General features: G+C 62.3%; 26 protein-coding genes and 1 pseudogene. 15 read left to right on the top strand and 12 right to left on the bottom strand.

All coding sequences use genetic code 11. The annotated features are described in order from the left end of the window. Together ubiA and U0988_RS01825 are read left to right on the top strand one after the other, a co-directional pair. Nucleotides 1–903, top strand: a complete 903-nt coding sequence (gene ubiA / locus U0988_RS01830; RefSeq protein WP_322290944.1) for a 4-hydroxybenzoate octaprenyltransferase — start codon at nucleotides 1–3, stop codon at nucleotides 901–903. After that, the gene (locus U0988_RS01825) at nucleotides 903–1,523 is read left to right on the top strand and encodes an SOS response-associated peptidase (protein WP_322290943.1); all 621 of its coding nucleotides are present in this window, start codon (nucleotides 903–905) and stop codon (nucleotides 1,521–1,523) included. The genes ubiA and U0988_RS01825 overlap by 1 nt, the downstream gene beginning before the upstream one ends. A 42-nt stretch (nucleotides 1,524–1,565) precedes the next feature. Here U0988_RS01825 and U0988_RS01820 read toward each other — a convergent pair whose 3' ends face one another. Next, nucleotides 1,566–1,940 (bottom strand): VOC family protein, encoded by a 375-nt coding sequence (locus tag U0988_RS01820; RefSeq protein ID WP_322290942.1) that lies wholly within the window; start codon nucleotides 1,938–1,940, stop codon nucleotides 1,566–1,568. Nucleotides 1,941–2,091: 151 nt separating this feature from the next. On the opposite strand from U0988_RS01820, the gene soxR reads away from it, so the two are divergent. Then, entirely contained in the window at nucleotides 2,092–2,544 is a 453-nt protein-coding gene (gene soxR, locus U0988_RS01815) for a redox-sensitive transcriptional activator SoxR (protein ID WP_416172349.1), read from the top strand. A 9-nt stretch (nucleotides 2,545–2,553) separates the two neighbouring features. Here the strand turns inward: soxR and U0988_RS01810 are convergent, their stop codons facing one another. Genes U0988_RS01810 through U0988_RS01800 form a run of 3 tightly spaced genes read right to left on the bottom strand, consistent with a single transcriptional unit; the run spans nucleotide 2,554 to nucleotide 7,128 of the window. Then, a complete protein-coding gene (locus tag U0988_RS01810) occupies nucleotides 2,554–3,819 on the bottom strand; it encodes a metal-dependent hydrolase family protein (protein WP_322290941.1) in 1,266 nt (421 codons plus the stop codon). A 25-nt stretch (nucleotides 3,820–3,844) separates the two neighbouring features. Next, on the bottom strand, nucleotides 3,845–4,372 hold the full coding sequence (locus U0988_RS01805; protein WP_322290940.1) for a SixA phosphatase family protein: 528 nt from the start codon (nucleotides 4,370–4,372) through the stop codon (nucleotides 3,845–3,847). Nucleotides 4,373–4,389: 17 nt separating this feature from the next. Continuing rightward, nucleotides 4,390–7,128, bottom strand: a complete 2,739-nt coding sequence (locus tag U0988_RS01800) for an ATP-dependent DNA helicase (RefSeq protein WP_322290939.1) — start codon at nucleotides 7,126–7,128, stop codon at nucleotides 4,390–4,392. Between the two features lie 131 nt (nucleotides 7,129–7,259). Between U0988_RS01800 and U0988_RS01795 the strand changes: the two genes are divergently transcribed. After that, nucleotides 7,260–8,888, top strand: coding sequence for a lysine--tRNA ligase (locus U0988_RS01795; RefSeq protein ID WP_322290938.1), 1,629 nt, complete (start codon nucleotides 7,260–7,262; stop codon nucleotides 8,886–8,888). Nucleotides 8,889–8,898: 10 nt separating this feature from the next. Here the strand turns inward: U0988_RS01795 and U0988_RS01790 are convergent, their stop codons facing one another. Further along, nucleotides 8,899–9,567 carry a 2OG-Fe(II) oxygenase gene (locus tag U0988_RS01790; RefSeq protein WP_322290937.1) on the bottom strand — a complete coding sequence of 223 codons (669 nt, stop codon included), beginning with the start codon at nucleotides 9,565–9,567 and terminating at the stop codon, nucleotides 8,899–8,901. Nucleotides 9,568–9,669: 102 nt separating this feature from the next. On the opposite strand from U0988_RS01790, the gene U0988_RS01785 reads away from it, so the two are divergent. Next, the gene (locus tag U0988_RS01785; protein ID WP_322290936.1) at nucleotides 9,670–10,224 is read left to right on the top strand and encodes a cytochrome b; all 555 of its coding nucleotides are present in this window, start codon (nucleotides 9,670–9,672) and stop codon (nucleotides 10,222–10,224) included. 59 nt (nucleotides 10,225–10,283) lie between these two features. On the opposite strand, the gene U0988_RS01780 is transcribed toward U0988_RS01785, so the two are convergent. Then, nucleotides 10,284–11,168, bottom strand: a complete 885-nt coding sequence (locus U0988_RS01780; protein ID WP_322290935.1) for an RcnB family protein — start codon at nucleotides 11,166–11,168, stop codon at nucleotides 10,284–10,286. A gap of 202 nt (nucleotides 11,169–11,370) precedes the next feature. Between U0988_RS01780 and U0988_RS01775 the strand changes: the two genes are divergently transcribed. Beyond that, complete coding sequence (locus tag U0988_RS01775) at nucleotides 11,371–11,535, top strand: hypothetical protein (RefSeq protein ID WP_322290934.1); 165 nt, start codon at nucleotides 11,371–11,373, stop codon at nucleotides 11,533–11,535. Nucleotides 11,536–11,544: 9 nt separating this feature from the next. Here U0988_RS01775 and U0988_RS01770 read toward each other — a convergent pair whose 3' ends face one another. The 3 genes from U0988_RS01770 to ettA all read right to left on the bottom strand — a co-directional run bounded on the left by U0988_RS01770 (nucleotide 11,545) and on the right by ettA (nucleotide 14,157). Then, nucleotides 11,545–11,982 carry a response regulator gene (locus U0988_RS01770; protein WP_322290933.1) on the bottom strand — a complete coding sequence of 146 codons (438 nt, stop codon included), beginning with the start codon at nucleotides 11,980–11,982 and terminating at the stop codon, nucleotides 11,545–11,547. A gap of 119 nt (nucleotides 11,983–12,101) precedes the next feature. Further along, nucleotides 12,102–12,389: a hypothetical protein gene (locus U0988_RS01765; protein ID WP_322290932.1), complete on the bottom strand. Its 288-nt coding sequence runs from the start codon at nucleotides 12,387–12,389 to the stop codon at nucleotides 12,102–12,104. 94 nt (nucleotides 12,390–12,483) lie between these two features. Continuing rightward, nucleotides 12,484–14,157: an energy-dependent translational throttle protein EttA gene (gene ettA, locus U0988_RS01760; RefSeq protein WP_322290931.1), complete on the bottom strand. Its 1,674-nt coding sequence runs from the start codon at nucleotides 14,155–14,157 to the stop codon at nucleotides 12,484–12,486. A gap of 257 nt (nucleotides 14,158–14,414) precedes the next feature. Here ettA and U0988_RS01755 point away from each other — a divergent pair, with 257 nt between their 5' ends. Both U0988_RS01755 and U0988_RS01750 read left to right on the top strand, forming a co-directional pair. Then, nucleotides 14,415–16,760 (top strand): TonB-dependent receptor, encoded by a 2,346-nt coding sequence (locus U0988_RS01755; RefSeq protein ID WP_322290930.1) that lies wholly within the window; start codon nucleotides 14,415–14,417, stop codon nucleotides 16,758–16,760. A gap of 42 nt (nucleotides 16,761–16,802) precedes the next feature. Beyond that, nucleotides 16,803–18,164 carry a M20/M25/M40 family metallo-hydrolase gene (locus U0988_RS01750; protein ID WP_322290929.1) on the top strand — a complete coding sequence of 454 codons (1,362 nt, stop codon included), beginning with the start codon at nucleotides 16,803–16,805 and terminating at the stop codon, nucleotides 18,162–18,164. A 3-nt stretch (nucleotides 18,165–18,167) separates the two neighbouring features. Here U0988_RS01750 and U0988_RS01745 read toward each other — a convergent pair whose 3' ends face one another. Then, on the bottom strand, nucleotides 18,168–18,443 hold the full coding sequence (locus U0988_RS01745) for a metal-sensitive transcriptional regulator (RefSeq protein ID WP_322290928.1): 276 nt from the start codon (nucleotides 18,441–18,443) through the stop codon (nucleotides 18,168–18,170). Between the two features lie 48 nt (nucleotides 18,444–18,491). Here U0988_RS01745 and U0988_RS01740 point away from each other — a divergent pair, with 48 nt between their 5' ends. The 3 genes from U0988_RS01740 (at nucleotide 18,492) to fumC (ending at nucleotide 22,707) form a co-directional block, all read left to right on the top strand. Beyond that, nucleotides 18,492–20,300, top strand: coding sequence for a copper resistance system multicopper oxidase (locus U0988_RS01740; protein WP_322290927.1), 1,809 nt, complete (start codon nucleotides 18,492–18,494; stop codon nucleotides 20,298–20,300). Beyond that, nucleotides 20,300–21,238, top strand: a complete 939-nt coding sequence (locus tag U0988_RS01735) for a copper resistance protein B (protein WP_416172351.1) — start codon at nucleotides 20,300–20,302, stop codon at nucleotides 21,236–21,238. Before U0988_RS01740 ends, U0988_RS01735 begins: the two co-directional genes overlap by 1 nt. A gap of 77 nt (nucleotides 21,239–21,315) precedes the next feature. After that, nucleotides 21,316–22,707: a class II fumarate hydratase gene (gene fumC, locus U0988_RS01730; RefSeq protein ID WP_322290925.1), complete on the top strand. Its 1,392-nt coding sequence runs from the start codon at nucleotides 21,316–21,318 to the stop codon at nucleotides 22,705–22,707. A gap of 11 nt (nucleotides 22,708–22,718) precedes the next feature. On the opposite strand, the gene U0988_RS01725 is transcribed toward fumC, so the two are convergent. Continuing rightward, nucleotides 22,719–23,354: an exopolysaccharide biosynthesis protein gene (locus U0988_RS01725; protein WP_322290924.1), complete on the bottom strand. Its 636-nt coding sequence runs from the start codon at nucleotides 23,352–23,354 to the stop codon at nucleotides 22,719–22,721. Between the two features lie 177 nt (nucleotides 23,355–23,531). Between U0988_RS01725 and U0988_RS01720 the strand changes: the two genes are divergently transcribed. Next, nucleotides 23,532–24,275, top strand: coding sequence for a cytochrome c oxidase assembly protein (locus U0988_RS01720; protein WP_322290923.1), 744 nt, complete (start codon nucleotides 23,532–23,534; stop codon nucleotides 24,273–24,275). Continuing rightward, complete coding sequence (locus tag U0988_RS01715) at nucleotides 24,272–24,943, top strand: cytochrome b (RefSeq protein WP_322290922.1); 672 nt, start codon at nucleotides 24,272–24,274, stop codon at nucleotides 24,941–24,943. Before U0988_RS01720 ends, U0988_RS01715 begins: the two co-directional genes overlap by 4 nt. A gap of 43 nt (nucleotides 24,944–24,986) precedes the next feature. Here U0988_RS01715 and U0988_RS01710 read toward each other — a convergent pair. Next, a pseudogene (locus U0988_RS01710) lies at nucleotides 24,987–25,547 on the bottom strand (c-type cytochrome); the annotation flags it as partial. A gap of 28 nt (nucleotides 25,548–25,575) precedes the next feature. On the opposite strand from U0988_RS01710, the gene U0988_RS01705 reads away from it, so the two are divergent. Then, nucleotides 25,576–25,980 (top strand): cytochrome C, encoded by a 405-nt coding sequence (locus tag U0988_RS01705; RefSeq protein ID WP_322290921.1) that lies wholly within the window; start codon nucleotides 25,576–25,578, stop codon nucleotides 25,978–25,980. Further along, a partial coding sequence (locus U0988_RS01700) for a cytochrome C oxidase subunit II (RefSeq protein WP_322290920.1) occupies nucleotides 25,973–26,724 on the top strand: 752 nt, incomplete at its 3' end. The genes U0988_RS01705 and U0988_RS01700, both read left to right, overlap by 8 nt.

Here is a 26,724-nt window from a genome sequence, read left to right as displayed (position 1 = left end):
ATGAACGATGGAATCGTACCCGACACCCAGCACCGCGGCGTGATTGCGAAACTGCCGCAGGTGCCGCGCGACCTGGCCCAACTGGCACGGTTCGACCGGCCGATCGGCTGGTGGCTGCTGTTCTGGCCCTGCGCCTGGGGCGTCTGGCTGTCGGGAACCGGCTGGCAATTGGTGCTGATCGGCTGGCTGCTGCTCGGCAGCATCGCCATGCGCGGTGCGGGCTGCGTCTATAACGACATCGTCGATGCGGACCTGGACCGGAAGGTTGCGCGCACCGCAATGCGCCCGGTCGCGAGCGGCCGGATTTCGCTGCGGACCGCATGGCTCTGGCTTGCCGCGCTCTGTCTGGTCGGGCTGGCGGTGCTGCTGCAACTGCGCTGGCAGGCGCAGATCGTCGCGCTGGGCAGCCTCGCGCTGGTCGCGGCCTATCCCTTCATGAAGCGGATCACGTGGTGGCCGCAGGCATGGTTGGGGATGGTGTTCACCTGGGGTCTTCTGGTCGGCTGGACCGCACTGCGGAGCGACAATTGGGACGCGCTCGCCGCGATTTACGCCGGAAGCGTGATGTGGGTCATCGGTTACGACACGATCTATGCGCTGCAGGACAGGGAAGACGATGCGCTGGTCGGGATCCGATCGAGCGCGCTCCGCCTGGGCGACCGGGTCAGGCTGGGCGTGACGCTGTTCTATGGCGCAGCGATCGCCATGTGGGTGCTGGGTTTCTGGCTGCTGCGGCACGATGCGCTGGCCTTGCTCGCATTGGTGCCGGTTGCGGTGCATCTCGGCTGGCAGGTGGTTACGCTGGATGCGGCGATCCCGGAAAATCCCCTTGCACGCTTCCGTTCCAACCGCTTTGCCGGGCTGCTGATGGCGGCGGCCTGTTTTGTCGTGGGGAACGCCTGATGTGCAATCTCTACCGCATGACCCGGACAGTGGACGAAGTCGCGCAGATGTTCGGTGCGGTAAACCACGCCGCAGGCAGCAATCTGGGCGCGGAGGTCTATCCCGGCTATCCCGGTCTGGTGGTCGAACGAGGCCATTTACGGCAAATGACCTGGGGTTTTCCGCTTCAGATGAAGGGCGCCAAGGGTCAGTTATTGAAGCCGAAGCCGGTCAATAACGCCCGCACCGACAAGCTCGCCAGCTTCTTCTGGAAATCGAGTTTCGATGCGCGGCGCTGCCTGATCCCATTAAGCGCCTGGGCCGAGGCGCAGGGGCCCAAAGGGGCGATGACCCGTACCTGGTTGGCACTTCCCGGCACCAATCTGTTCGCTGCGGCAGGAATCTGGCGATCGAGCGCGGAGTGGGGCGACGTCTATTCGATGGTGATGACCGACTCCGCCGGCCCCGCGGCCGAGGTCCACCGCAGGATGCCCGTGGTGCTCCATCCCGATCATTATCCGCTCTGGCTGGCAGGCGAACCGGATGTAGCCCTGGACCTTTGCCGCTCGTGGGACGGCCCGGTATCGATTGAGCGCACGGGCGAGTCCTGGTCGGGCGGCGCAGGGCCAAGGCTCGTGTGACCTGACCGGACGCGAGCGAACATCGGTTCGCGCAGGATCGGCTCATTCATAGCTGACCACCTCGAATTCGATGCCGTCCCAATCGAGGAAGTAGAAAGTCGACGGGCCGGGATTGTAGGTCCCTTGGCTGAAAGGCGTCAGGCCGGCATCGACAACCGTCTTTTCCGCGGCGACGAGGTCATCAACCTGCAGCCCGATATGGCTGAGCGGCTGTCCCTTGGAAAATTCGCCGGTGACCTCGTCGTTGGTGTATAGCGCCAGATAGGCAGTGTCGCTGCCGACATGGATGGTGCGGCCATTGTTCATCGAGGGCCCCTCCCACCGGATATGCCAGCCGCACAGGTCGGTCAGCAAAGCTGCCGTGCGGGCAGGGTTGGTGACGCTCACATTGACGTGTTCGAGTTTGGCTATGGACATTGATTGCTCCTGAAATTGCTAAGCTGGCGATGCCCGCTTTCCCGCCAAGCCCCAAAAAGGGGCGCTGGTGGTTACGAATCATCGCATTTGCCTATTCTGCAATCTCAAGCTAAGTTGAGGTCAAGCTATTTATTCACGAAGGGTTCCGGCCGTGACGCGCAAGCTGAGCAAGAATGATTTTCTCCCCATCGGCGATCTTGCGCAGCGGACCGGCCTGTCGGTTTCCGCGATTCGGTTTTACGAGGAGCGTGGTCTGGTCCAGCCGATGCGCACGAATGGCAACCAGCGCCGCTTCCTGCGTTCGGATATAAGACGGCTGAGCTTTATTCTGATCGCTCAGCAATTGGGTCTGGCGCTGTCCGAAATCGAGGGCGAGCTGGCGAAACTGCCGCAAGGCAGGACGCCGACAGCGAGGGATTGGCGAGAGATCAGCGCATCGATCCGCCAGCAGCTCGACCGCAAGATCGCGCAGTTGACCCGCACCCGCGACAAGCTCGATGGCTGCATCGGCTGCGGCTGTCTCAGCCTGTCACGCTGCAAATTGTACAACAATCAGGACGAGGCAGCAGAAAGCGGGCCGGGACCACGTTTCGTCCTCGGGTAGGCAGGCGGTCTATTTGACGGCGACGCCGCCCTTCATCACGAAGTCGACATCGGTCAATTCGCCGACATCACTGAGCGGATCGCCATCGACTGCAATGATGTCGGCCCATGCGCCCGGCTTCAGCACACCCACTTCGCCCGATTGCCCCAGCGCCTCTGCTGCGTTCACAGTGGCGGCCCTGATCGCTTGAAGCGGGGTCATCCCATATTGGACCATAACCGCGAACTGCCCGCCTGCCGTTTCGTGCGGCATCACGCCGGCATCGCTGGCAAAGATCAGGCTGACGCCTGCATCATGTGCCTTGCGGAAATTGTCGCGCTGGATTTGAGCAACCTCGCGATCCTTGCGTAGATTATCTTCCAGCACGCCGTTTTTAGCGCCTTCGGCCTGGGTGTAATCAGTGTTGAAGATGTCCATGCTGAGATATGCGCCGCGTTCCTTGGCGAGGCGGATACCTTCATCATCGATCAGGCTGGCATGTTCAATCGAATCGATGCCCGCCTTGATCGCGGCCTTGATCCCGGCAGCGCCATGGGCATGGGCTGCAACCTTCAGCCCCCAGAAATGCGCCTCTTCCGCAATTGCCCGTAATTCTTCTTCACGCAGCTGTTGCTGGCCAGGTTCGGTATTGCGCGAGAAAACCCCGCCGGTGGCGCATACCTTGATCACTTCGGCGCCATATTTGCGCTGTTCACGGACCCGCGCGCGCAGCCCCTCCGCACTGTCGGCCACGCCGGGACTTTTGGCATTGAAGCTGGGCGGAAGATATGTCTCGTCGCAGTGCCCGCCGGTCGCCCCCAGCGCATAACCCGCATTGACGATGCGCGGGCCGGTGATCCAGCCTTCACCAATCGCCTGGTCGATCCCTGCAACATTGTAATCATCATCGCCCAAATTGCGGATCGTGGTGAAGCCCGCGCGGAGCATCTTGTCGGCATTGGCGACGCCGATCACGGTCCAGAACCGGTCGGTGAATTGCAAGCCCGTATAGCCGCCATATTCGGGCCGCCCGTCGAGGTGGACGTGCATATCGATCAATCCGGGCAGGATGGTATGGCCGGAAAGATCGGTCAGAGCCGCACCTTCGGGCGCGGTGCCGCCGCTTTCCACCGCGGCAATCTTGCCATCGACAATGGTGATCAGCGGGGCATCGACATAGCGCCCGCTTTCGACATCCAGCATTCGATCCGCCGTGACATAGCTGGTGTCGGCCAGGGCAGGCGAGGCGCCGAGGGTCAGGATCGTACCGGCAAAAAGAATAGCGGTGAACTTCATGTGGTCAGCCTTTGATGATGGAATGTCAGAATTCGGGACCCAAAGAGGAATCGAGATCACGGGGCCGTTTGAAATGCACCAGCCTGCCGCAATCGGCGGCGAGCTGTGTCCAGTCGTCGATCTCGAGTTCGAAAACGGCAAAGGCTGCGGTGGGGTATTTAGGCGCCGCGTCGTCGAACAACTCGTCTTCGGCGGACGGCGAGACCAGTGCGAACAGCAATTCCTGCAGGCCCGGATTATGCGCGGCGACCAACATTGCGTTCGCCCCGTCGCCTTTTTCCCGGATTACTTCGATCAGCGTGTCGAGACCCGCCAGATAAAGCCTCTCGTCAAACTGCGGCTCCATCTGCGGCAGGGCTGCGCTCAGCGTCTGGCGCACCCTCTCGGCCGGGCTGGCCAGCAGCAGGTCGAATGCGGTCCCGTAACGGGCGATATGCGTCCCGATCAGCGTAGCGCCCCTGCGTCCCCGGTCGTTCAGCCCGCGGTCGAAGTCGCGTTTCGCCAGATCATCCCAGTCGGATTTGGCGTGGCGCAGGAGACCGAGGGTTTTCATGTCCGGATTGTCTGCCTTCATTCGGTTTGGTGCGGATCGGACTGGCGATCATTCTGCGGTGCCGGTGTCTGGCAAACACTGTTGCCGACGCGTTGTAAAGCCTCGTCCAGTGTCAGGCGTGTGACAGGGGTTCCTGGGGGAAACGCACCGAGCAGGCGGCTGGGAAAAGCGGACGACAGAACGATGAAATGGCCGCGGTCGTCCTTGCTGCGGATCAGCCGTCCGAACGCCTGCGCCAGTTTCGCCCGGATCAGCCGGTCATCATAGGCACTTCCGCCATTTGCGGCGCGCCGGGCGCGGTGGAGGATTGTCGGGCGCGGCCATGGCACTTGCTCCATCACCACGCAGCGCAGGCTTTCGCCCGGCACATCGACCCCGTCGCGCAGCGCGTCGGTGCCGAGCAGAGTGGCGCGGGGGTCGTCGCGAAAAATATCGACAAGCGTCCCGGTGTCGATCGGATCGACGTGCTGCGCATAGAGCGGCAATCCGGCGCGCGCGAGCCGGTCGGCGATCCGGCCATGGACCGCGCGCATCCGCCGGATGGCCGTGAACAGCCCGAGCACGCCGCCGCCCGCGGCCTCGATCAGCCGGGCATAGGCGCCCGCGAGCGCCGGAATATCGCCGCGCTTGATGTCGGTCACGATCAGCACTTCGGCCTGGCTCGCATAATCGAACGGGCTGGCTGCGCTGGCCAGATGCGGCTGGAGATCGATGTGCGGCGCCCCGGAACGCGCGATCGCCGCCTCCCAGTCTTCCCCGTCGCGCAAGGTCGCGGAGGTCAGCATGACGCCGTGCGCAGGTTCCAGCACGGTGCGCGCGAAAGGCTTCATCGGGTCCAGCCAGCGGCGGTGGATAGCAACGTCGAATTCGCGGGCTTCGGACCTTTCGACGGCCAGCCAATCGACGAATTCGGGGTCCGCCGGTCCGCCCAGCCTGTCCAGCAAAGCCTCCCACGCAGCCAGCAGATCGACTCGCCAGCCAAGCGAATGGCGCGCGCCTTCCAGCCGCGCCCGACCTTGTGCGTCGAGCCAGTCGGGCGCGTTCTCGACCACCGCTTCCAGCCTTCCGCCAAGCGTAACCAGCGGATGGCGGATGGCCGCGAGTGCACTTTGCGCCTGTCCGGCAAGCTGCACGAAATTGCCGTCCAGCCCGGCCGCCTCGGTCTCGATCCCGTAGCCGCCTTCTTGCCCTCCGCTCTCGTCGCGCGCATAGGTCGCTGCGCGAACGGCTGCGAACAGCGTCTCCAGCGGGCCGTAGGGTTCGCCGTCGTTCAGCCGCTGCAGCCAGCCGTCCGACGGCAGTGCCTGCGCGGCGCGGATCGCGTCCTCCACCGCCTTGCCGCCCGCTTCGTCATAGCTCGCGACATCGGCGAGCCGTGCCGCCAGCCCGCGTCTGCGGCCCCGGGCGCTGCGTTCCGGCCCGATGATCCAGCGGCGCAGTTCGATCGCTTCCTGGCCGGACAATTCGGCGGCAAAAGTCGAATCGGCCGCGTCGAACACGTGATGCCCTTCGTCGAAAATGATCCGCGTAGGCCGCTGGGCGTGGTCGCGGCCTCTGGCGGCGTTGATCATTACCAGCGCATGGTTGGCAATCACCAGGTCTGCTTGCGCACTCGCCCTAGCGGATCGCTCGATGAAGCATTTGCGGTAATGCGGGCACCCCGCATAAACGCATTCGCCGCGCTGGTCGGTTAGGGCGGCAATTCCGCGGCGGGCGAACAGTGTTCCCAGCCAGCCGGGCAGATCGCCGCCGATCAAGTCTCCGTCCCGCGAATAGGCGGCCCAGCGCGCAACCAGCTGCGCCAGAATGGCGGCGCGTCCGGCGAATCCGCCTTGGAGAGCGTCTTCCAGATTGAGCAGGCACAGGTAATTCTCGCGGCCTTTGCGAACCACCACCGGCTGGGTTCCGTCGGCGCGCGTTTCGGGCCAACCCCGGCGGCTTTCGGAGCGGAGCTGGCGCTGCAGATTCTTGGTGAAAGTGGACACCCACACCGTGCCTTGCGCAGCGCCGGCCCACAGCGATGCCGGGGCGAGATAACCCAGCGTCTTGCCGATTCCGGTCCCGGCCTGCGCCAGCAGGAGATGCGGCAGGCTGCGCTGCGCCCGGGGCGCGAAGATCTTGCCCACCTCGCGCGCATACATCCGCTGTCCATCGCGCCGTTCGGCAGTGTTCCCGGTCAGGTGTTCGAGCTGCGCTTCGATGGCGTCTTCGGACAGGGTGATCTGGCCCGGCTGCGGTCGGTCGGGGTTTTCGTCCCATTCGGGCAGTTTGGTGAACAGCCATTTCTCGGCCGCTTCGGGGCGCTTGATATGGGGGCCGCAAATCTGCGCCCACGGCCACCGCATCCGGGTGAGCGATTGCAGCGATGACCATGCACCGTCTCGCTGCGGCCATTCCTCGCTCTCGCAAGTTTCCAGCAACGTCCCTGCGGCCATCTGCAACAGCGCCGGTATCTGGTCGTCGCTCTGCGGCTCGTCCAGGTCCAGCGCGTGAGCGATCCCTTTCGGAGTCGGCACTACGAATCGCGCCGGATGGACGAAGGCGAACAGTTCGAGCAGGTCGAGACCGGACAGATCGGGATAACCCAGCCGGCTGGCGACAAGAGGAGCGTTCAGCATCAGCAGCGGGGTGTCTGCCGCCGCCATGATCGCTTCGCCCTTGGACACGCCCCGCGTGTTGCCGCCCGCATCCTGCAGCCATGTTCCGGCATGGCTGGCGTGAAGCGCGGGGAGAGGCAGGGGGTGCGGCACTGCCATGCGTTAGAACACAAGCGGAACGGCGATCAAGGTGATTATGGTGCTGCGACCAGCGGCCAGCATCGGTGCAAGGTACCGATTGTGATCTTCGCGCTTGCGAAATGGCGGCCCATCGGCAAAAGCCCACCGCCATGACGCAGCCCATATCCCCCACCGACGTGATCAAGACCGCTCGGGAATCCAAGGCGTGGCCTTTTCAGGAGGCGATGCGGCTGGTCAAGCGCTATCCCGATGGCAAGCCGGATGGTGCTCCGATGATTTTCGAAACCGGCTACGGCCCGTCAGGCCTGCCGCATATCGGCACGTTTCAGGAAGTACTGCGCACTACGCTGATTCGGCGCGCCTACGAAACGCTGACCGGCGGCGCGCCCACCCGGTTGATCGCCTTCAGCGACGATATGGACGGCCTGCGCAAAGTGCCGGACAATGTGCCGAACCAGGCGATGCTGACGGAGCATCTTGGAAAGCCGCTCAGCCGGATCCCCGATCCGTTCGGCGAATTCGGCAGCTTCGCAGCGCATAACAACGCGAAACTGCGCGAATTTCTCGACCGTTTCGGGTTTGAATACGAATTTGTGTCGTCAACCGATCGCTACACATCGGGTGCATTCGACGAGGCGCTCAAGAATGTCCTCCGGTGCAATGCCGCAATTCTCGACATCATGCTGCCGACCTTGCGGGCGGAACGCGCGGCGACCTATTCGCCGATCCTGCCTGTGTCGCCCACCAGCGGCGCGGTGCTTCAGGTGCCGGTGGAGATTGTCGATGCCGATGCGGGAATCATTCGTTTCCAGGACGTGACCGCAGAAACCGTCGAGCAAACCGCACTTGGCGGGCAGGCCAAGCTGCAATGGAAAGTCGATTGGGCCATGCGTTGGGTGGCGCTGGGCGTCGATTATGAGATGTACGGCAAGGACCTGACCGACAGCGGGGTCCAGTCGGGCAAGATCGCGCAGGTGCTGGGCGGCCGCAAGCCGGAGGGGCTGATTTACGAATTGTTCCTCGACGAGAATGGCGAAAAAATCTCCAAGTCCAAGGGCAACGGACTAACGATCGAGGAATGGCTGCGTTACGGCAGCGAGGAATCGCTCGGCTTCTATATTTTCCCCAACCCGAAAAGCGCCAAGCAGCTGCACGTCGGCGTGGTCCCGCGCGCGGTCGATGAATACTGGCAGTTCCGCGAGCGGCTATCCGAGCAGCCGCTGGACAAGCAGATGGGCAATCCCGTCTGGCATCTCGCCCGCGCCAATGGCGGCGGTGACGGGGCGGCGGCCCCCGGTGCGGGTGACAGCCTGCCGGTGACCTACGGCCTGCTGCTCAACCTCGTGGGCGTCCTGGGCGCCGACGCGACGCGCGAACAGGTCTGGTCCTACCTCGGCAATTATGTCGCGAACGCCGATCCGTCCGCGCATCCGGAGCTGGATGTGCTGGTCACCAGTGCGCTCGCCTATAACCGTGATTTCGTGGCCCCGACGCTGGTGAAACGCGCGCCGACCGAAATCGAGGCGGCGGCGCTGGCGGCGCTCGATGCGGAGTTGGCGGGCGTGCCGGAGGGTATCTCGGCAGAGGACCTCCAGACGCGGGTCTATGAAATCGGCAAGGACGAAGCATACGGGTTCGAAAATTTGCGTGACTGGTTCCGGGCGCTGTACGAAACGCTGCTCGGTTCCTCGCAAGGGCCGAGGATGGGCAGTTTCATTGTGCTCTACGGGATCGAAAACACCCGCAGGCTGATCGCCGAGGCGCTGGCCAAGGCTTAATCGAGAACGGCTATTTCCACTGCCGCGTACGGTACCACTTGGTAATTACATATTTGATGCCTTCGATCACCGGCGTGCCGGCGTGCATCGTGTCGTGGTTCGGCCGGCCATCGGGCAGGGCGTTGTTCCATAACAGCAACACGCCCGGCTGCGGCGCGATATTGATGCCGACCTCGGTGAAGTGTGTCTCGCCGCCCTTGTCGACGGGGTTGAGAAACGCCATCGCGGTCCAGCTGCGTTGCCCGCCGCGCTTGCGTTCCAGCTTCCAGTAATCCTGGTCGGTATAGAACCAGTCGTTATGCGGCTTGAATTCCTGTCCCGGCAGGTAACGCTGGCCCTGAATGGTTTCGCCCCATTCGGGCTTCATCCCCAGCAGATCGTCGATCCGGCGGGAGATGCCCTGAATGAACGGATCCCGCCCATCGAAATTGCCCGAATAGGATGTGCGAATTCCATTGGAATAATCCTGGTCGAACAGCTTGCTGGGCTGCGCGACGACATCGATCATGCGCATCAGCCGGGTGCATTCCGTGCCGGTGAGGAATTTTCCGACGGCGAACATTTCCGCCTTCTCGGTGGGGATCCGGTAAGCCTTGGGGTCCGCTTCAAGGCGTTTGCGGACGATATCACCCACCCGTTTGAGCGCGTCCTTGTCCGGCGTGATTGCGGTTTTTGTCATGGAGCAGGTTTCTAGCATTCCATTCCGGCGCTGCAAGCGAGCGCTTGCCGCGGTGAAATTTCTTGCTAGCACCTGCAGGTATCCACCACCGAAAGGCATTCGATGACCGCAGCTGCACGTAGCCGATACTCCACCGGAGCGATGATTTTTCATTGGTTGATTGCGATTGCAGTCATCACGAACTGGCGCCTCGTCGAAGCCGCCGAACACGCTTCGAAAGTCGATCAGGCCTATTGGATGGGCCACCACAGGGCGCTCGGAATTACCATCCTGGTGCTGACGCTGGCGCGGCTGGCGTGGAGGCTGACTCATCCGGTCCCACCCATATCCACGACCGTGCCGCAGTGGCAGAGGGTGCTGGCGCGCACCACCCACATTCTGTTTTACGTGTTGCTGATCGGCCTGCCTCTGGGCGGCTGGCTCGCCGGGTCATATTTAAATTTCGGTGTGAATGTCTGGGGAGTTTTCACCGTTCCAGCGTTGCCGGTTGGCAATTCACCCGAAATGGGCAAAACCATCATCGGATTTCACAAAACGGGCGGGGAAATCCTGATCTACCTGGTCGGATTGCATCTTCTCGGCGCGCTCAAGCATACTTTCTGGGATAAGGACGGCACTCTGTTCAAAATGCTGCCGTTCGGCACGGTCAAGAGCTGATCGGACGCACGAAAAAGCCCCCGCCGGCAGTGCCGACGGGGGCTTGTTCCTGGTGCGAATTACCAGAAGAAGTCGTAGATCACGTCGACCACTTCGCCGGTATAGGTGTTTACCAGCAGCACGTCGTCGTAATAGCGGACCCAGCGGTATGGACCGTAGACTTCGGGCAGGCGGTACTGCCACGGATCGTTGATCCAGTAACGGCTCCCGAAGAACACCGAACCAAGCCTGATGCCGATGTTCAAGCGGCTGTAGCGATAGTTGCGATAGGGCGCATAATAATGCCCCAAGCGATAGAGATTGCGGTTGCTGGCGCGATACCCGTACCAATTGTACCGATTGTTTTTCCGCCAGCTGTGGCGATCCCAGTCACGATGATTTCGGTCGCCGCGGTAGCCGTCCCGGTCCTGACGGTAGTTATCGCGGTCGCCTCGGTAGCCATCGCGGTTGCGGCCATCATAGCTTTCGTTACGATTGCGGTCGGTATAGCTGCGATTGCGGTCGGTGGACGTGCGCCGGTCGCGGTTCTGTGTCCAATCGCCCCGGCGATCGCTTTCCGTCCTGACTACAGGTGCCTGTTCCCGCTGACGCCGGATGGCTTCACCGCCGCGATTGTTTACCTGGCCGTTGGCGACTGTCGGACGGTTGCCGCGATCACCGCGGCGGTCACGTTCGACCGTCCTTGAGACATCCCGGGTTACGTTGCGCTGCTGCACTGGGCGGGCCTGCTGGCGATTTGCGGAACGTTCCTCGCGCTGGGTCTCACTGCGAATTTCGCGGCGGGCTTCGCGCCGCGCTTCGTTTCGGGCAGCGCGCTGCTCGCGCATGGCCGATCCGCGGTTTTCACGCTGCTCGGCGCGCTGGGACCGGTCGGCCGGCGCAGCCGCGCTGGGCACAGATGTCATAACCAGTGCCGCGGCAAGAGCCGACAGACCACTGGTCATAAATAGGCGCTTCAATGTCATGTCGATTCTCCTGCTTCTAACCGCGACCCTGGAGGGGGTTGGCGGCGTTACTAGCAATGGTTTAGTTCATGTTAGCTGACATGAAACTGAACGGCGGTAAATCTCTCTGTTCAGGTTTCTATGTGCCAAAATGAATGCAGAGCCGATTGACTTGGCGCAGCCGCGCGTCTCTCAGCGCATAATGCCAGACACGCTTGAACCGATGCTGAAGGGAATTTTCGACCACTTGCGCAACGGCGCGGTTAACCGCCATTTGCCCATGCACACGCCGGTGGTGGGGACGGCCTACGGGGTGCTGCGAGTTATCAGCGGTGGAACGAGAACAAGCCGCTGGCTGGTGCCCTAGTGGCCTGGCTCAGGCGGCACCGATTTTCGTAAGTTTGGCCATCAGGCCCGCTTCGTCGAACGGCTTGGTAACATATTCGTCGGCCCCGTGATCGATGCCCTTGTGGATGTCGAACGTGTCCCCTCTTGCGGTGCAGAACACCACCTTGGGCCGCTTCACGGTGGGCTGTTCACGCAAGGCGGCAAGGAATTCCAGACCGGTCATGACCGGCATATCCCAATCCAGTATGATCAGGTCGGGCATGGCGATCTTGCACTTTTTCAGCGCTTCCTCGCCATTCTCCGCTTCGTCCACCTGGTATCCGATATCGGAAACGATCCGCCTTGCGACTTTGCGGATCATCCGCGAATCGTCGACCAGCAAACAGTAGCGTGCCTTTGCGGCGGCCGCAGGTGCCGCCGGTGCAGGTGCTTCTTCCGGACGAGGAACGCGGCGGCCCGTGGCCATCTGCTGAGCAGGCGCGGCTGAAGCGTCCGCGTCTCGCGCCTTCGGTTCGGCAGAAGGCGCCGCGGCAATATCCTCTTGCGACTGTTCCTGATTGGCGGCTGCCGGAGCGTCGATCCGTTTTATGAGATTGCGAATGGCAATATCCCCCCATTCATCGTCCGGAGTTCCGGCTGGAAGTCCTGTTGCGGCGTGACTTCACCTTCCGCAGGGGTCATGCGGACGTGCAGGTAAGGAACCCAGATGTCGCCGTAATCGGCTTTCTGGTACCAGAGATCGAGAATGTCATAAGACGCCCAGAAACCGTCGGGTTCCTGCAATCTCAGGCCTTCGCCAATCCGGGGCATGACCGCCATCTTGATTCGCTCATGAGACTGGTGCGTCTCGTTCTGAATTTCGATTTCGATCACGGCGCGACATCCCTTGCTTGCCGGCTCAGGAATAGGCGCAAATGCTTTATGAATTACAAATGGGACGAAGCCTGATTGGCCCGGCAAATTGCCCTTACCGAGTCAGCTTCTTATACGCCAACCTTGTAGGCCGGTCCGCCGCATCGCCAAGCCTGCGCCGCTTGTCCTCTTCATAAGCCTCGAAGTTTCCTTCGAACCATTCGACATGGCTGTCGCCTTCGAAGGCCAGGATATGCGTCGCGAGCCGGTCGAGGAAGAAACGGTCATGTGAAATGACGACCGCGCAGCCGGCGAAATTCTCGATCGCATCTTCCAGCGCGCGCAAGGTTTCCACGTCGAGATCGTTGGTCGGTTCGTCAAGCAGCAGCACGTTGCCGCCGTCTTTCAGCATCTTGGCCATGTGGACCCGGTTGCGTTCACCGCCCGACAGCTTGCCGACGACCTTCTGCTGGTCCGCGCCCTTGAAATTGAACGCGCCGACATAGGCCCTTGTGCTCATGTCGTGACCGTTGACCTTCATGTAATCGAGCCCGTCGGAGACTTCTTCCCACACGTTCTTCTTGGGGTCGAGATCGTCGCGGCTCTGATCGACATAGCCGAGATGGACGGTTTCCCCGATCGAGATCTCGCCGCTGTCGGGCTGTTCCTGGCCGGTGATGATCCGGAACAGCGTCGATTTGCCCGCGCCGTTCGGGCCGATGATCCCGACAATACCGCCCGGCGGCAGCATGAACGACAAATCTTCGAACAGCAGCTTGTCGCCGTAAGCCTTGGTCAGGCCCTTTGCCTCGATCACTTTGCTGCCAAGCCGTTCGGGCACCTGGATCACGATCTGCGCCTTGCCCGGCTTGCGGTTCGATTGCGCATCCTGCAATTCTTCGAATTTGCGCAGGCGGGCCTTCGATTTGGTTTGCCGGCCCTTGGGGGTCTGACGAATCCATTCCAGTTCTTCCGACAAGGCCTTCTGCCGCCCGGAATCCTCGCGGTCTTCCTGCGCCATGCGCTTGGCCTTCTTTTCCAGATAGGTCGAATAATTGCCTTCGTAAGGATAGTAGGATCCGCGATCGAGCTCGAGAATCCATTCGACCACATTGTCGAGGAAATAGCGGTCATGGGTGATCATCAGCACCGCGCCGGCATATTCCTTGAGGTGGTTTTCGAGCCATTCGACGCTTTCAGCGTCAAGGTGGTTGGTCGGTTCGTCCAGCAGCAGGATGCCCGGCTTCTGGATCAGCAGCCGGGTCAGCGCCACGCGGCGCTTTTCACCGCCCGACAGATTATTAACCGGCGCGTCGGACGGCGGACAGCGCAGGGCCTCCATAGCGATTTCGAGCTGGTTGTCGAGCGTCCACCCATCCACCGCGTCGATCTTGCTCTGCAGATCGGCCATCTCGTCGCCCAGCTTGTCGAAATCGGCGTCGGGTTCGGCCATTTCGGCCGAAATCGCGTTGAAGCGCTCCACCAGATCGGCGGTTTCGCGCGCGCCATCCTTGACGTTTTCGAGCACCGTCTTGCTTTCGTCGAGCTGCGGTTCCTGTTCCAGATAGCCCACGGTGATGTTTTCGCCCGGCCAGGCTTCGCCGGTGAAATCCGTGTCCAACCCGGCCATGATCTTGATCAGGGTGGACTTACCCGCGCCGTTGGGGCCGACGATCCCGATTTTCGCACCCTGGTAGAACTGGAGATTGATGTTCTCCAGCACCGGCTTTTTCGCGCCGGGAAAAGTCTTGGTCATGTTCTTCATGACGAATGCGTATTGCGCGGCCATCGAGGGTCCTTCGGACTGGGGAATGCAGGTGGGACGATATGTCGGTGCGCAGATAGGGGCCATTGTCCGAAGGGGCAAGAACATGCGCCCGGATCGTGGTAAATCTGACACGAAGCCTTGCGCAGACGCGACTTTCCACCGGAGGAGAATTGACGCAGGCCGCAACCGCTGCGAATTGCACCGACATCTTACAACGATCGATTCGCGGCTTGGGGGCATTCCGTGACAAAATCGACAGCCGGTTCGGGGGCAAGATTATGACAGTCAATGCACGTTGTTTCACCACCAGCGCGGCTCTGGCAATTGCCAGTGCCATCATGTTTGCCGCGCCAGCCGCAGCGCAGGATACCGACGAGACAGTCGGGGCCGCGCCCGGTCTGACGGAGATTATCGTTACCGCACAGCGGCGGGAGGAAAATCTGCAGGACGTGCCGGTATCCGTCACCGCGATCGGCGAAGACCAGCTGGTCGCGCTCGGCAGCGGGGGACAGGATATTCGCGCTTTATCCGGGCGCGTGCCCAGCCTGATCGTCGAATCGTCGTTCGGGCGTACATTCCCGCGCTTCTATATTCGCGGTCTCGGCAACACCGATTTCGATTTCAACGCGTCCCAGCCCGTTAGCCTGATCTATGATGACGTCGTGCTGGAAAATCCCATTCTCAAGGGGTTCCCGGTGTTCGACATGGAACGGGTAGAGGTGTTGCGCGGCCCGCAGGGTACGCTGTTCGGGCGCAACACGCCGGCGGGGATCGTCAAATTCGATTCGGTAAAGCCGCAGGACACTCCCGGCGGCTATGCGAATGTCTCCTACGGCCGCTTCAACAACATCAATGCCGAAGCTGCAGCAGGCGGTCCGCTGGGCGACAATGTCAGCGTCCGGCTGTCGGGCCTGTATCAGCGGCAGGATGATTACGTCGATAATGTGCTGCCATCGGGCACAACCAAGGACGCCTTTGGTGGTTACAAGGATCTCGCCTTTCGTCTGCAGGCGGCGATTAGTCCTTCGGATGATTTCGAGATCCTGCTGACCGGCCAGGTGCGCGATCTCGAGGGCACGGCGCGTCTGTTCCGGGCGAACAATTTTACTCGCGGCGAGACCGGCCTCAACGAGAATTTCGATCGCGATACCGTTTCCACCGATGGTCAGAATGACCAATCGGTAACGACCCGAAACGCTTCGGCCCGCGTGACGTGGGACATCGGCCCGGTTTCGCTGATTTCGGTAACCAGTTTCTGGACTGGCAAATCATCCTCGGTTGGCGACGTCGACGGCGGCTTTGGCGCGAATTTCCTGCCACCAAACCTGTTCGGTCCAGGCGATATTCCGTTCACGGCGGAAACGCGCGATGCGGTTCCGGACCTTGATCAGTTCACCCAGGAATTGCGTATTGCCAGCAATGGGGACGGACCGATCAGCTATCAGGCGGGGATCTTTTATTTCGATGAAAGCCTCAGCATCCTGAGCCAGAATTTCTCCACACTGGGCGATCCCCTGAATGCGCCGGGCGGGATCAATATCGTCGTTTCGCAGCAACAGGACAGCGAAGCGTTGGGCATTTTCGGCTCTGTAACCGTCGATCTGACCGAGCGTTTGAGTGTCACGGGCGGCATCCGGTACAATGACGATGAACGCGATTTCGTGGTTGTGCGCAGCGCGGATTCGCAGTTCCCGACTTTCCTGCAAAATCCACTCGGCACGGTCACCCGGTCGGTCAGCGATGACACGATCACCTGGGACGGCAGCGTCACTTACGAACTGACCGACGACGTCAATCTTTATGCAAAGGTGGCGCGCGGGTATCGTGCGCCGAGCATTCAGGGACGTATTCTGTTCCCGCCAGCCACGGCGACACCGCTGGAAGACGGGGTCTCGGTTGCCGATTCGGAAACCATCACCTCGTATGAAGCTGGTATCAAATCCACCCTGCTGGGCGGGCGTGCGCGCGTAAACCTGTCGGGCTTCCTGTATGATCTAAACGATGCGCAATTGACGGCGGTTGGCGGCAATGTGAACGCAAACCGGCTGATCAATGCCGATAATGTGCGCGGCTACGGCTTCGAGCTCGATGCCGAATTGATCCCGGTGGATAATCTGTATCTTACGGCGGGGTTGAGCTTCAACCACACCGAAATCCAGGATTCTGATCTGACCACCGCAGCCTGCGGGGCGACGCGGCTCGATACCTTCCCGAATGTCTCTCTGTGCACGATCACCGATCCAATCGTGACCCCCGCGGCACCTTTTTCTGCCGCTATCGTCAGCATCGACGGGAACCGGCTGCCGCAGGCACCGCGGTGGATTGCGAACTGGACCGCGCGTTATGAAATCCCGACCCCGAATGGCGAATTCTACGCCTTTACCGACTGGTCGTACCGCTCGCGGATCAATTTCTTCCTGTATGAATCGGTTGAATTTCAGGATGCTCGCCAGATCGAAGGCGGGGTGCGCATCGGCTATTCCACCGACGATTTCGATGTCGCCGCCTTTGTCCGCAATATCACCAAGGATACCTCGGCAGTCAGCGCGATCGATTTCAACAATCTGACCGCGATGGTGAACGAACCGCGGATCTGGGGAATTTCTGCGGGGGTTAAATTCTGACCGGCTGGACTTAGACGGCGGGTGGAGATAGCGCTCGGCGCCATGAAATCATCCTTATTCGTGCTGGTCGCACTTTCGCTCCCCGTTTCCGTTCCTGCCGTGATGGCCCAACCGGCCGATCATGCCGATATGGCTCTGGTGAGTGACACCCTCGCCTGGGACTTCGTGGAGGGGCTGACGACCGAAGTCGGCCCCCGCCAGGCGGGTACCGAGGCGGAACAGCGCGGGCGGGACTGGGCGATGGCATGGCTGAAGGCAAACGGCTTCGCCAATGTCGTGAACGAGCCGTACATGATGGACACCTGGGTGCGCGGCGTTGAAACGGCCGAGATCGTCGCGCCCTTTCCGCAACCCTTCCATGTGACGGCGCTGGGCGGCAGCGCATCGACCGGCATTAACGGGATCACCGCGGAAGTCGTGAAGTTCGATACCGTCGCCGCCCTGCAAACTGCACCGGCCGGAAGCCTGGCCGGCAAGATCGCCTATATCAGCCATTCCATGACACCTACGCAGGACGGGTCGCAATACGGCTTTGCGGGCCCGGCGCGCTGGGTAGGGGCGAGTATCGCGGCGGAAAAGGGCGCGGCCGCCTCGGTCATCAAATCGGTCGGCACCGATTACCACCGCAATCCGCATACTGGCGGCACGCAGGTGGTTGATGGCATGATTCCGGCGGGCGCGCTGTCGCTTCCCGATGCCGCCAATCTGGAACGAATGTTCGAACGTGCAGACGGCAAGCCAGTGACGATGAAGCTGGTCCTGACCCCGCAAAAGCTTGGCCAGACGCGGTCGGGCAATGTCGTCGGGGAAATCGTCGGGCGCGATCCCTCGCTGCCTCCAGTCCTGCTTGCCTGCCATCTAGACAGCTGGGATCTGGGGACCGGCGCAATCGACGACGGTGCGGGATGCGGCATCGTGGCCGCGGCCGCACGGCACGCATCGGCAGCGGGGCAGCCACTGCGGACGATCCGGGTACTGTTTGCCGGGGCGGAAGAAACCGGGCTGTGGGGCAGCAAGGCCTACAGCGCCGCACATATTGGCGAGCCTATCGGGGTGGGTCTCGAAAGCGATTTCGGGGCGGACAGGATTTGGCAGATCCAGACCAATTTCGGACAGGGCAATCCCGCGCTCGCAGGGAAACTCGCCGCCGCTGTGGCGCGGTTCGGCGTGGCACCGTCCAGCCAGGTCGCGACCGGCGGGGCGGACATCGATATCTCGCGGGACCAGAAGGGCGCGATCATCGATCTGCAGCAGGACGGAACGCGTTATTTCGACCTGCATCACACACCGGATGACACGCTCGACAAGATCGATCCGGTGCAATTGCGCCAGAATGTCGCGGTGTGGACGGCAGTGGTCGAGGTGCTCGCCAACGAAGCGGGCCCGATCAAGGGCAGCGAATAACCGCTAGCGGCGCTGGCGTTCCAGCAGTTCGATCAATTCGTTGAATTTGATGCGCTGCTCAGCCTCGTCGCCGGAGGCAATCGCGGCGGAGACACAGCTGGCGGCGTGATCTTTCAGCACTTCGCTTTCAACCTTGGCGAGAGCGGATTTGATCGCCTGGATCTGCGCCAGCACATCGATGCAATAGCGGCCATCCTCGATCATCTGCGCCACGCCGCGCACCTGCCCTTCGATCCTGCGAAGGCGGTTGGTTTTTGTTCTCGATTGTATAGTCGGCACCGGCGTTCCTGTCTTGTAATACCCCAAGGGGGTATTATGTGTCGTTCGATGAAAAGTGCAAGCCGCGTTCCGAATCTTCCCCTGATCCCGCGTCGCAAATTCCTCACCGGAACCGCCGCAATGATCGGCGCAGCGCAGCTTCCGATGCCTGGCTGGGCGAAGGGCGAAAGCCTGACCCATGCCGGCAAGGGCTTCGGAACGGTATCAGGCGAGGATATCCGCCTGGCGATCGGCAATGCGCATTTTTCGACCGGGGGCCGCAGCGGTCACGCGGTGGCGGTCAACGGCACCGTGCCTGGTCCGCTGGTGCGACTGCGCGAGGGCCAGAATGTCCGGCTGCATGTCACCAACACGCTGGACGAGGACAGCTCGATCCATTGGCACGGCCTGCTGCTGCCGTTCCAGTTCGACGGCGTTCCAGGTGTCAGCTTTCCGGGCATCAAGCCGGGGCAGACTTTCGTCTATGAATTCCCGATCCGGCAAAGCGGCACCTATTGGTGGCACAGCCATTCCGGCTTGCAGGAACAGATGGGCCATTACGGACCCCTGATCATCGATCCGGCCGAGCCGGACCCGCGCTATGACCGCGATTATGTGGTGTTGCTGAGCGAATTTTCGCCGCTCCATCCGCATTCGATAATGCGCAAGCTGAAAGTCTCCGAAGGCTATTTCAACTACCAGATGCAGACCGCGACCGACGGCGATATGCCCGGCGAAATGCGCCGCATGTGGGGCGGTATGCGGATGAACCCGCGCGACATCAGCGATGTGACCGGGGCAACCTACACCTATCTGGTCAACGGGCACGGCCCGGTCGACAATCTGGAATATCTGTTCAGGCCCGGCGAGCGGCTGCGGCTGCGGATCATCAACGGCAGCGCGATGACCTTCTTCAACGTTCGCATTCCGGGAGTGCCGATGACGGTGATTCAGGCCGACGGACAGGACGTGCACGATGTCGAGGTGGATGAACTGCAGATCGGCACGGCGGAAACATATGACGTGATCGTGACCCCGCCCGCCGGTGCCCATGCTCTGGTGGCCGAAGCCATGGATCGGTCGGGCATGGGCGCGGCAACGCTTACCTCGCAGGCGGGGGCAAGAACGGTGTTTCCGGCGCTGCGCGAACCGGTGACGCTGACCATGGCCGATATGGGGATGGGCGACATGGGAATGGGCGGCATGGAAGGCATAGACCGCGGAGCCAGCAATGCCGGCGAGGTCGATCACGCGGCCCTGGGACATACCGTACCGCCAGCGCCGACTATGGATCAATCCTCCGGCGGGATGAGCCATTCCATGCGCGACACTTCGAACCTGCCGCCCGATGTGGAAGTCGGCGCGGGCGTCGACATGATCGCGCCGATGCCGGTGGACCGGATGGACTATCCTGGACTTGGTTTGGACAAGGTCGACCACCGTACTCTGCGCTATGCCGATCTGCGCGCCCGGAAGACCGACCACAGCGTCAAATCTCCCACCCGGCAAATGCAGATCCATCTGACCGGAAACATGGAACGCTATATGTGGTCGTTCGACGGGAGGAAATTCTCTGCCGTGGCCGATGATCCGATCCGCTTTGCCTATAATGAACGGGTCCGGGTCAAGCTGGTGAACGACACGATGATGGCGCATCCGATCCATCTGCACGGCCATTTCTTCGAACTGGTGAACGGGGCCGGGCATGGTCAGCAGCCGCGCAAGCACACTGTTATCGTCCAGCCGGGCAGCACCGCCACCTTCGACCTCACCGCGGACGAGCCGGGCGATTGGGCGTTCCATTGTCACCTGCTGTACCACATGCATTCGGGCATGTTCCAGGTCGTCACCGTGCGCCCCCTTGGCGGCGAAGCATGATGCGAAGGACCGCGATGTTCGCCCTTGGTCCACTGTTGCTGGCGTCCGCGTCAGCCATGGCGCAGCATCAGCATCAGGAAACGCCCGCGCCACCGCCAGCCTATGACCTGTCGGCCATTGCCAAGGCATTGGGCAGCAAGCAACCTGACCCCGCGCAAGACCCCCACGCCGGCCATGACATGACTCTGACGACCGCCGAGGAGGCTCCGCCGCCGCAGGCCGCGCAGGGCCCGCGGCACGCAGCCGACGCGATCTGGGGCGCAGATGCCATGGCCGCTTCGCGCAAGGCGCTGAAGGTCGAGAATGGCGGCATGATCACCAGTGTCGTGATCATCGACCGGCTGGAAGCTAGAATCGCCAATGGCCAGGAGAAATATCTGTGGGATGCGCAGGGATGGTACGGGGGCGACCTCGACAAGCTGTGGCTGAAATCCGAAGGAGAGGGCGATTTTTCCGGCCCGCTGGAATCCGCCGAAGTCCAGGTCTTGTGGAGCCACGCGATCGGTCCTTTTTTCGATTTGCAGGCGGGCGCGCGCTATGATCTCGAACCGACCGGGACGGCCTACGGAGTGCTCGGAGTGCAGGGCCTCGCGCCCTATATGTTCGAAGTGGATGCCGCGCTGTTCCTGTCAGAGCGGGGCGACCTGACCGCGCGGATCGAGGCGGAATACGACCAGAGACTCACCCAGCGCCTGATCCTCCAGCCGCGCGCCGAAATTGAGCTGTCCGCGCAGGATGTGCCCGAACAGCGCATCGGGTCCGGCCTTTCCAAGGCGGAAATCGGTCTGCGTCTGCGCTACGAGATTACCCGCGAATTCGCGCCCTACCTCGGTGTGGAATACGAGGCCAGGACCGGCCGCACGGCCGATTTCGCACGGCTGGAAGGCGAAGATCCGGACGGGGTGGTGCTGCTCGTGGGGATCAAGGCCTGGTTCTAGTCCGTACGGCTGGTGTGACCCGGAGTTAGGCGAAACTTTTCCTTTGTGCGGCCGCACAGAAGGCTATGCTTAGTTCCATGGCTGACCACAGAATCGAGACCGATACGCTGGGTGAGGTTCGAGTTCCCGCAAACCGCTTGTGGGGTGCGCAGACGCAGCGGGCGGCGGAGAACTTCCGCATTGGAACCGAGCGGATGCCGACCGAAATCATCCATGCGCTCGGCCTGATAAAGCACGCCGCTGCGGCAACCAACCACCGGCTCGGCTTGCTGGACGGCGAACTGGCGGCAGCCATCGAAGCGGCCGCGGGCCGCGTCGCTTCGGGAGAACTCGACGCGGAGTTTCCGTTGCCCGTCTGGCAGACGGGTTCCGGAACGCAAAGCAACATGAACGCCAACGAAGTGATCGCCAATGCGGCCAATCTGTCGCTCGGCAGTGAATTGGGCGCGAAGGCTCCGGTGCATCCCAATGATCACGTCAACATGGGCCAATCGTCGAACGATACGGTACCGACTGCGATCCATATTGCCGCGGTCCGGATGATCTCGGAGAAATTGTTGCCGGCGCTGGAACGAATGCAGATGGCGCTGGAGGGCAAGGCGCGGGACTGGCAGGATATCGTCAAGATCGGCCGCACTCATGCCCAGGACGCTACCCCGCTTACGCTGGGGCAGGAGTTTTCCGGTTATGCCCGGCAGGTGGAAGCGGGAACCGAGCGCATCCGCCTGTGCCTGCCGGGGCTGCTGGAACTCGCCCAGGGCGGGACAGCGGTCGGGACGGGCCTGAATACCCATCCCGACTTTGGCGCGATGATGGCGGAGGAACTGGCGCGGGCGACCGGTCTGCCGTTTGTCACCGCGCCCAACAAGTTCGAGGCGCTGGCGGCGCAGGATGCGCTGGTGTTCGCGCATGGGTCGCTGACAGGGCTCGCGGTCAGTCTCACCAAGATTGCCGGGGATATCCGGCTGCTCGGTTCCGGCCCCCGATCCGGTCTCGGCGAGCTGTTGCTGCCGGCGAACGAACCGGGCAGCTCGATCATGCCGGGCAAGGTCAATCCGACGCAGGTCGAGGCCCTGACGCAGGTATGCGCGCAAGTGTTCGGCAACAATGCGGCGATTACCTTTGCGGGCAGTCAGGGCCAGTTCGAACTCAACGTCTATCGCCCGGTCGTGGCCTATAATTTCCTCCAGTCGGCCCGGCTGCTGTCCGACGGCTGCGACAGCTTCACCCGGAATCTGCTGGAAGGTCTCGAACCGCGGCGCGAGAACATCGCCCGCAGCGTCGAAAATTCCTTGATGCTGGTAACCGCGCTCGCCCCGACCATCGGCTATGACAAGGCGGCGAAGATCGCGAAGGATGCGCATGAACGCGGTCTGTCGCTGCGCGAAGCCGCTACGGCGAGCGGGTGGGTCAGCGCTGAAGACTACGATCGCATCGTCCGGCCGGAAGATATGCTGGGGCCACGGTAAGCCGCTAGCCATTACCCTCCGGTGCCGCTGCCTCCGAGGAGATCGGACGAGGCGGCCAGCCCGATGCCGCCGACAATTGTTGCCGCTGCCAGGCCAATAGCGATCATCATCAGCAGACCGTCGCGCACCAGAATGGCCAGCCCGACGGCCATTATCACGAGCATCGGCACCGTGCTTGCGAAGGGAACAAGTTCCAGCGGCGGAACCAGCAGGCACAGCAGGATCACTGCACCGGCGGCAATGCGCTGCCAGCGATTTCCGACAAAGCGGTGAAACCGCCGATGGAACCATTTGTCGAGACGGACTGCTAGCCCGTCCAGCTTGTCCGCCGCTCGCCGCAGCTTGCCGCTTCCGACCGACCGACGCTGGATGAATTGGGGTAGCCAAAGGTGTTCCTTCGCAAGCAGGAGCTGCGCGGCGGTCAATGCAATCATCAGCGCCAGAAAGGTCGGGACGCCGGGAATGCCGCCGATCGGACTGATCTCGACCAGCGCAGGAAGGATGAGCGCGGGGCCGTAGGAACGGTCTCCGATCGCATCGAGAACATCGCCGATGGCGACCCGGTCCTGATCGGCCGCCAGATGGCGCAGTTCGTCCAATATATCGCAGACCGACTTTATTTGCGCAGCGGGAGCACCGTTCGCCATGTCATTCTCCAAGAGGGTAGAAGCCATCGTTCCTCCATGCACCAGGTTCCGAATCAGGGCGGGTACGCTGAAATTACCCATCAGAGGGATTGGCGTTCCCGGGCATCGACCGCCTGACAGTGGTGCCTCGGGGGAACTTCGGAGCGTCTGGCGGCTTGAATGCACAGGAAGGGTGTAATGAATACCACCAGCGGTTTCTCACAATGGATACCCTATTGCGGGCCCGGTCCAGGACCTGCTGAGTGGTTTGCGCGGTGGAACTTCGATCCGCTGCTGATCACGGCCCTGACCCTGTTCCTGCTTGCCGCGCTTCGCTTTGCTCCCGACCGCAAGGCGAGCCACACCGGCGCAGCACTGGCGGTGCTGGTGCTCTTCGTATCCCCGATATGCGCGCTTGGATCGGCGCTGTTTTCCGTCCGCGTCGGCCATCATGCTGCGCTGATGCTGGTTCTGGCGCCGCTTCTGGTGATCTCGCTGGGTCTGCACAAGCGCGCCCTTCCATCGCTGACAGTGCTGACCGCGATTCAGGCCGCCGTGATCTGGCTGTGGCATGCGCCCGGCCTCTATGCGGCAGCGCTGTCCAGCGATCTGCTGTTCTGGACCATGCAGATCACGATCACGGCCAGCGCCGCCGTGTGGTGGGCGAGGCTGCGGCAAGCGCACGCATCCGCTGCTGTCACCGCGCTGCTGGCGACGATGGTGCAGATGGGCGCGCTGGGTGCCCTGCTGACCTTCGCGGGCCGAGCCTTTTATGCGCCGCATTTCCTGACCACCAGCCTGTGGGGCTTGTCGCCGCTCGAAGACCAGCAGATTGGCGGCCTCGTCATGTGGGTGGTGGCTGCGGCTGCCTATCTGCTGATTGCCGTCACCCTGCTTTACCGTTCGCTCGAGCCTGAGGCCCGGCCCGGCACCGGGACATGATCCGCGCGCTTCAGCAATGGTCGATGAGTTACCGGGAGCGGGGCAAATATACTCCGGTCGGAGTGACTTTCCATTGGGTGATGGCAGGGGTGGTCATCTACCAGCTTGTGACCGGCTGGGCGATGCAGCGGTATCTGGTGGGTCCGGCAAAGCTCGACGCATACCAGCTTCATTCGGAAATAGGCCTTACGCTGCTGCTGCTTGGGGCGCTGCGCCTGCTGTGGCGGCTGATCGTGCCGGGACCGATCAACGATGCCGACAGCCAGGGCTGGCGGTCCAGGGTGGCCCACGCAATCCATTTCATCTTCTACGCCCTGTTTACTGCGCTTCCGTTGTCCGGATGGATCATGTGGTCCGCGATCCAGCCTTCGAGGGACCTGTCGCTCGCGGGTCTGGTCCCCATACCGGCGATGCCGTTCCAGGACTTGTCACCCGAATGGCAGTTCCGGGTCCTGGAAGCAGCCGGTGACGTTCATGTGGCCTGTGTGATCCTTCTGGCTCTGCTGATCCCCGCGCACGCCATTGCTGCCATCAAGCACCACTTCTGGGACCGGGACGACGTGCTGAAGGGCATGCTTCCGGAGGTGCCGGATACCCACTCCCACCCGGCAGGGCCGAACTATAGCCGGCCAGGCGGGCCATCTCCGGACGCGTCAGGAGGCGGCTGATGCGGATCATGCTGTTATCCGGATCGCCATACCGTTTGCCCGATGACCATGCCTGAAGCTGCGCCTGGAGATACGGCGCGGGCTGCGCGGCCAGGGCAGGATTGCCTTGCCCAGCGCCTGCGCCGTCTTCGCCGTGGCAGCTCGCGCAGGATGGCAGCCCGCGCTGCGGATCGCCCGTGTGGTACAGTTCGGCGGCCTTGCAATCGGCGGGGGACGGAATGCTGCCTGCGCCATCAGGCAGCGGAAGGTCGGCGTAATAGCGGGCCACCTTTTGTCGGGCGGGCCAGTCCAGCCGTCCGGCGATCCACGCCATTTGCGGATGACGTCGCTGGCCTTCCGAGAAATATTCCATCTGCCGGGCGAAATAGCCCGGATCGAGTCCGGCCAGTCGGGGGACCAGCGCGCCGTCTCCCTGGCCCTTCAGGCCGTGGCAGGTCACACACGCGCCGGTGGCTCCTGAGTCGCCGCCGCTCAGGGCTATCAGCTCGCCGGTACGTTCGAAGCGGTGCGGCGCGGGTTCCGGTCCGGCGCATCCCCACAACAGCGCGAGAGCGACGAGGCCGCCCGGAATGGCGGTTCGTTGGTGCGTATCAGTCGGGAACATAGATCGTCATGGGCGGGTTACCTATGTAATGCTGGAAACGGTCCAACACTCGTCAAATCGAGCAATCGCACTACTCGCGCTGTTCGCGGTGAGCGGCGTGCTCTCCTCATGCAAACAACCCCCGAGTCCCCGTTATGCTCCCGATCCCGAAGCCCGGCAGCGCGGATTGGTTGCGATGGAGCGGGTTGGCTGCGGTGCCTGTCACGAAATTCCCGACCTGGATTGGCCCAGAGGCCGCGCGGGTCCATCGCTGGCAAAATTCGACGATTTCGGATTTATTGCAGGGGCGATCCCCAACACTCCGGAAAATCTCGCAGCCTTTGTGCGCAATGCGCCGGCGGTCAAACCCGGATCGACGATGCCGGCGATGCCGCTGACCGCAGCTGAGGCGAGGGATGTGGCGGAATATTTTTACGGCATCGACGATGATTGAGGGCGCGGGGGCCTTCGACGCGTGGTGGGGATGGCCGCCGCCGGTACTGGATCCTGCAGGACCCTATGCCGACAGCGTTACGACACTGGCGTGGGCATTGATTGCGATAGGCGTAGTGGTCACCGCAATAGTCGTGACCGCGCTTTATGTCGCGATCCGCGGACCCGTTTGGCTGAAAAGGAAGCTGGGCGGCGAGGCCGCCGTCTGGATCGGCGGCATCGCCTTTCCCGGCATTGTCCTCACCGTCCTGCTGGTCTGGGGCCTGACACTGACGGCCTCGCTGTCGGAAGGTAACACCGGCGGCGAAATGCGGGTGCGGATAACCGGGAATATGTGGTGGTTCGACGTCCTATATCTTGCCCCTGACGGTGAAGTAATGATGCGCGATGCCAACGAATTGCACTTGCCGGTGGGCCGCCCGGTCGTGCTCGAACTGGCCAGCGGCGACGTGATCCACAGTTTCTGGGTGCCCAACCTGTCGGGCAAGAAGGACATGATTCCCGGCCGGACCAACCTGCTGCGGATCGAAGCCGACCGTGCGGGCCGCTACGGCGGGGTATGTGCGGAATATTGCGGTGGTCCGCATGCCCTGATGGGCTTCGTCACTGTGGCCCATGCACCGGAGCAATGGGACCGGTGGCTCCAATCCCGCACGGCGGCGGTCCCGCCGATTGCCGAACAGAACGTGCCGGGCGAGCTGATTGCACCGGCACCGGCCACCGCCGCTGGCTCACTCGGCACCGG

Source organism: Allopontixanthobacter sp. (genome assembly GCF_034376665.1).
GTDB lineage: Bacteria > Pseudomonadota > Alphaproteobacteria > Sphingomonadales > Sphingomonadaceae > Allopontixanthobacter.
The sequence above is the reverse complement of the archived record's forward strand: the minus strand, read 5'-3'. Positions and strand labels throughout refer to the sequence as shown.

Bases quoted from the DNA above. Each gene is read 5' to 3' on its own strand.
- U0988_RS01715 (WP_322290922.1), top strand. From the start codon at position 24,272: ATGATCCGCGCGCTTCAGCAATGGTCGATGAGTTACCGGGAGCGGGGC.
- U0988_RS01795 (WP_322290938.1), top strand. From the start codon at position 7,260: ATGACGCAGCCCATATCCCCCACCGACGTGATCAAGACCGCTCGGGAA.
- U0988_RS01820 (WP_322290942.1), bottom strand. From the start codon at position 1,940: ATGTCCATAGCCAAACTCGAACACGTCAATGTGAGCGTCACCAACCCT.
- U0988_RS01800 (WP_322290939.1), bottom strand. From the start codon at position 7,128: ATGGCAGTGCCGCACCCCCTGCCTCTCCCCGCGCTTCACGCCAGCCAT.
- U0988_RS01735 (WP_416172351.1), top strand. From the start codon at position 20,300: ATGCGAAGGACCGCGATGTTCGCCCTTGGTCCACTGTTGCTGGCGTCC.
- U0988_RS01750 (WP_322290929.1), top strand. From the start codon at position 16,803: ATGAAATCATCCTTATTCGTGCTGGTCGCACTTTCGCTCCCCGTTTCC.
- U0988_RS01705 (WP_322290921.1), top strand. From the start codon at position 25,576: ATGCTGGAAACGGTCCAACACTCGTCAAATCGAGCAATCGCACTACTC.
- U0988_RS01770 (WP_322290933.1), bottom strand. From the start codon at position 11,982: ATGGCCACGGGCCGCCGCGTTCCTCGTCCGGAAGAAGCACCTGCACCG.
- U0988_RS01775 (WP_322290934.1), top strand. From the start codon at position 11,371: ATGCCAGACACGCTTGAACCGATGCTGAAGGGAATTTTCGACCACTTG.
- U0988_RS01740 (WP_322290927.1), top strand. From the start codon at position 18,492: ATGAAAAGTGCAAGCCGCGTTCCGAATCTTCCCCTGATCCCGCGTCGC.
- U0988_RS01805 (WP_322290940.1), bottom strand. From the start codon at position 4,372: ATGAAAACCCTCGGTCTCCTGCGCCACGCCAAATCCGACTGGGATGAT.
- ettA (WP_322290931.1), bottom strand. From the start codon at position 14,157: ATGGCCGCGCAATACGCATTCGTCATGAAGAACATGACCAAGACTTTT.
- ubiA (WP_322290944.1), top strand. From the start codon at position 1: ATGAACGATGGAATCGTACCCGACACCCAGCACCGCGGCGTGATTGCG.
- U0988_RS01755 (WP_322290930.1), top strand. From the start codon at position 14,415: ATGACAGTCAATGCACGTTGTTTCACCACCAGCGCGGCTCTGGCAATT.
- U0988_RS01825 (WP_322290943.1), top strand. From the start codon at position 903: ATGTGCAATCTCTACCGCATGACCCGGACAGTGGACGAAGTCGCGCAG.
- U0988_RS01810 (WP_322290941.1), bottom strand. From the start codon at position 3,819: ATGAAGTTCACCGCTATTCTTTTTGCCGGTACGATCCTGACCCTCGGC.
- fumC (WP_322290925.1), top strand. From the start codon at position 21,316: ATGGCTGACCACAGAATCGAGACCGATACGCTGGGTGAGGTTCGAGTT.
- U0988_RS01720 (WP_322290923.1), top strand. From the start codon at position 23,532: ATGAATACCACCAGCGGTTTCTCACAATGGATACCCTATTGCGGGCCC.
- U0988_RS01780 (WP_322290935.1), bottom strand. From the start codon at position 11,168: ATGACCAGTGGTCTGTCGGCTCTTGCCGCGGCACTGGTTATGACATCT.
- U0988_RS01785 (WP_322290936.1), top strand. From the start codon at position 9,670: ATGACCGCAGCTGCACGTAGCCGATACTCCACCGGAGCGATGATTTTT.
- U0988_RS01790 (WP_322290937.1), bottom strand. From the start codon at position 9,567: ATGACAAAAACCGCAATCACGCCGGACAAGGACGCGCTCAAACGGGTG.
- U0988_RS01725 (WP_322290924.1), bottom strand. From the start codon at position 23,354: ATGGCGAACGGTGCTCCCGCTGCGCAAATAAAGTCGGTCTGCGATATA.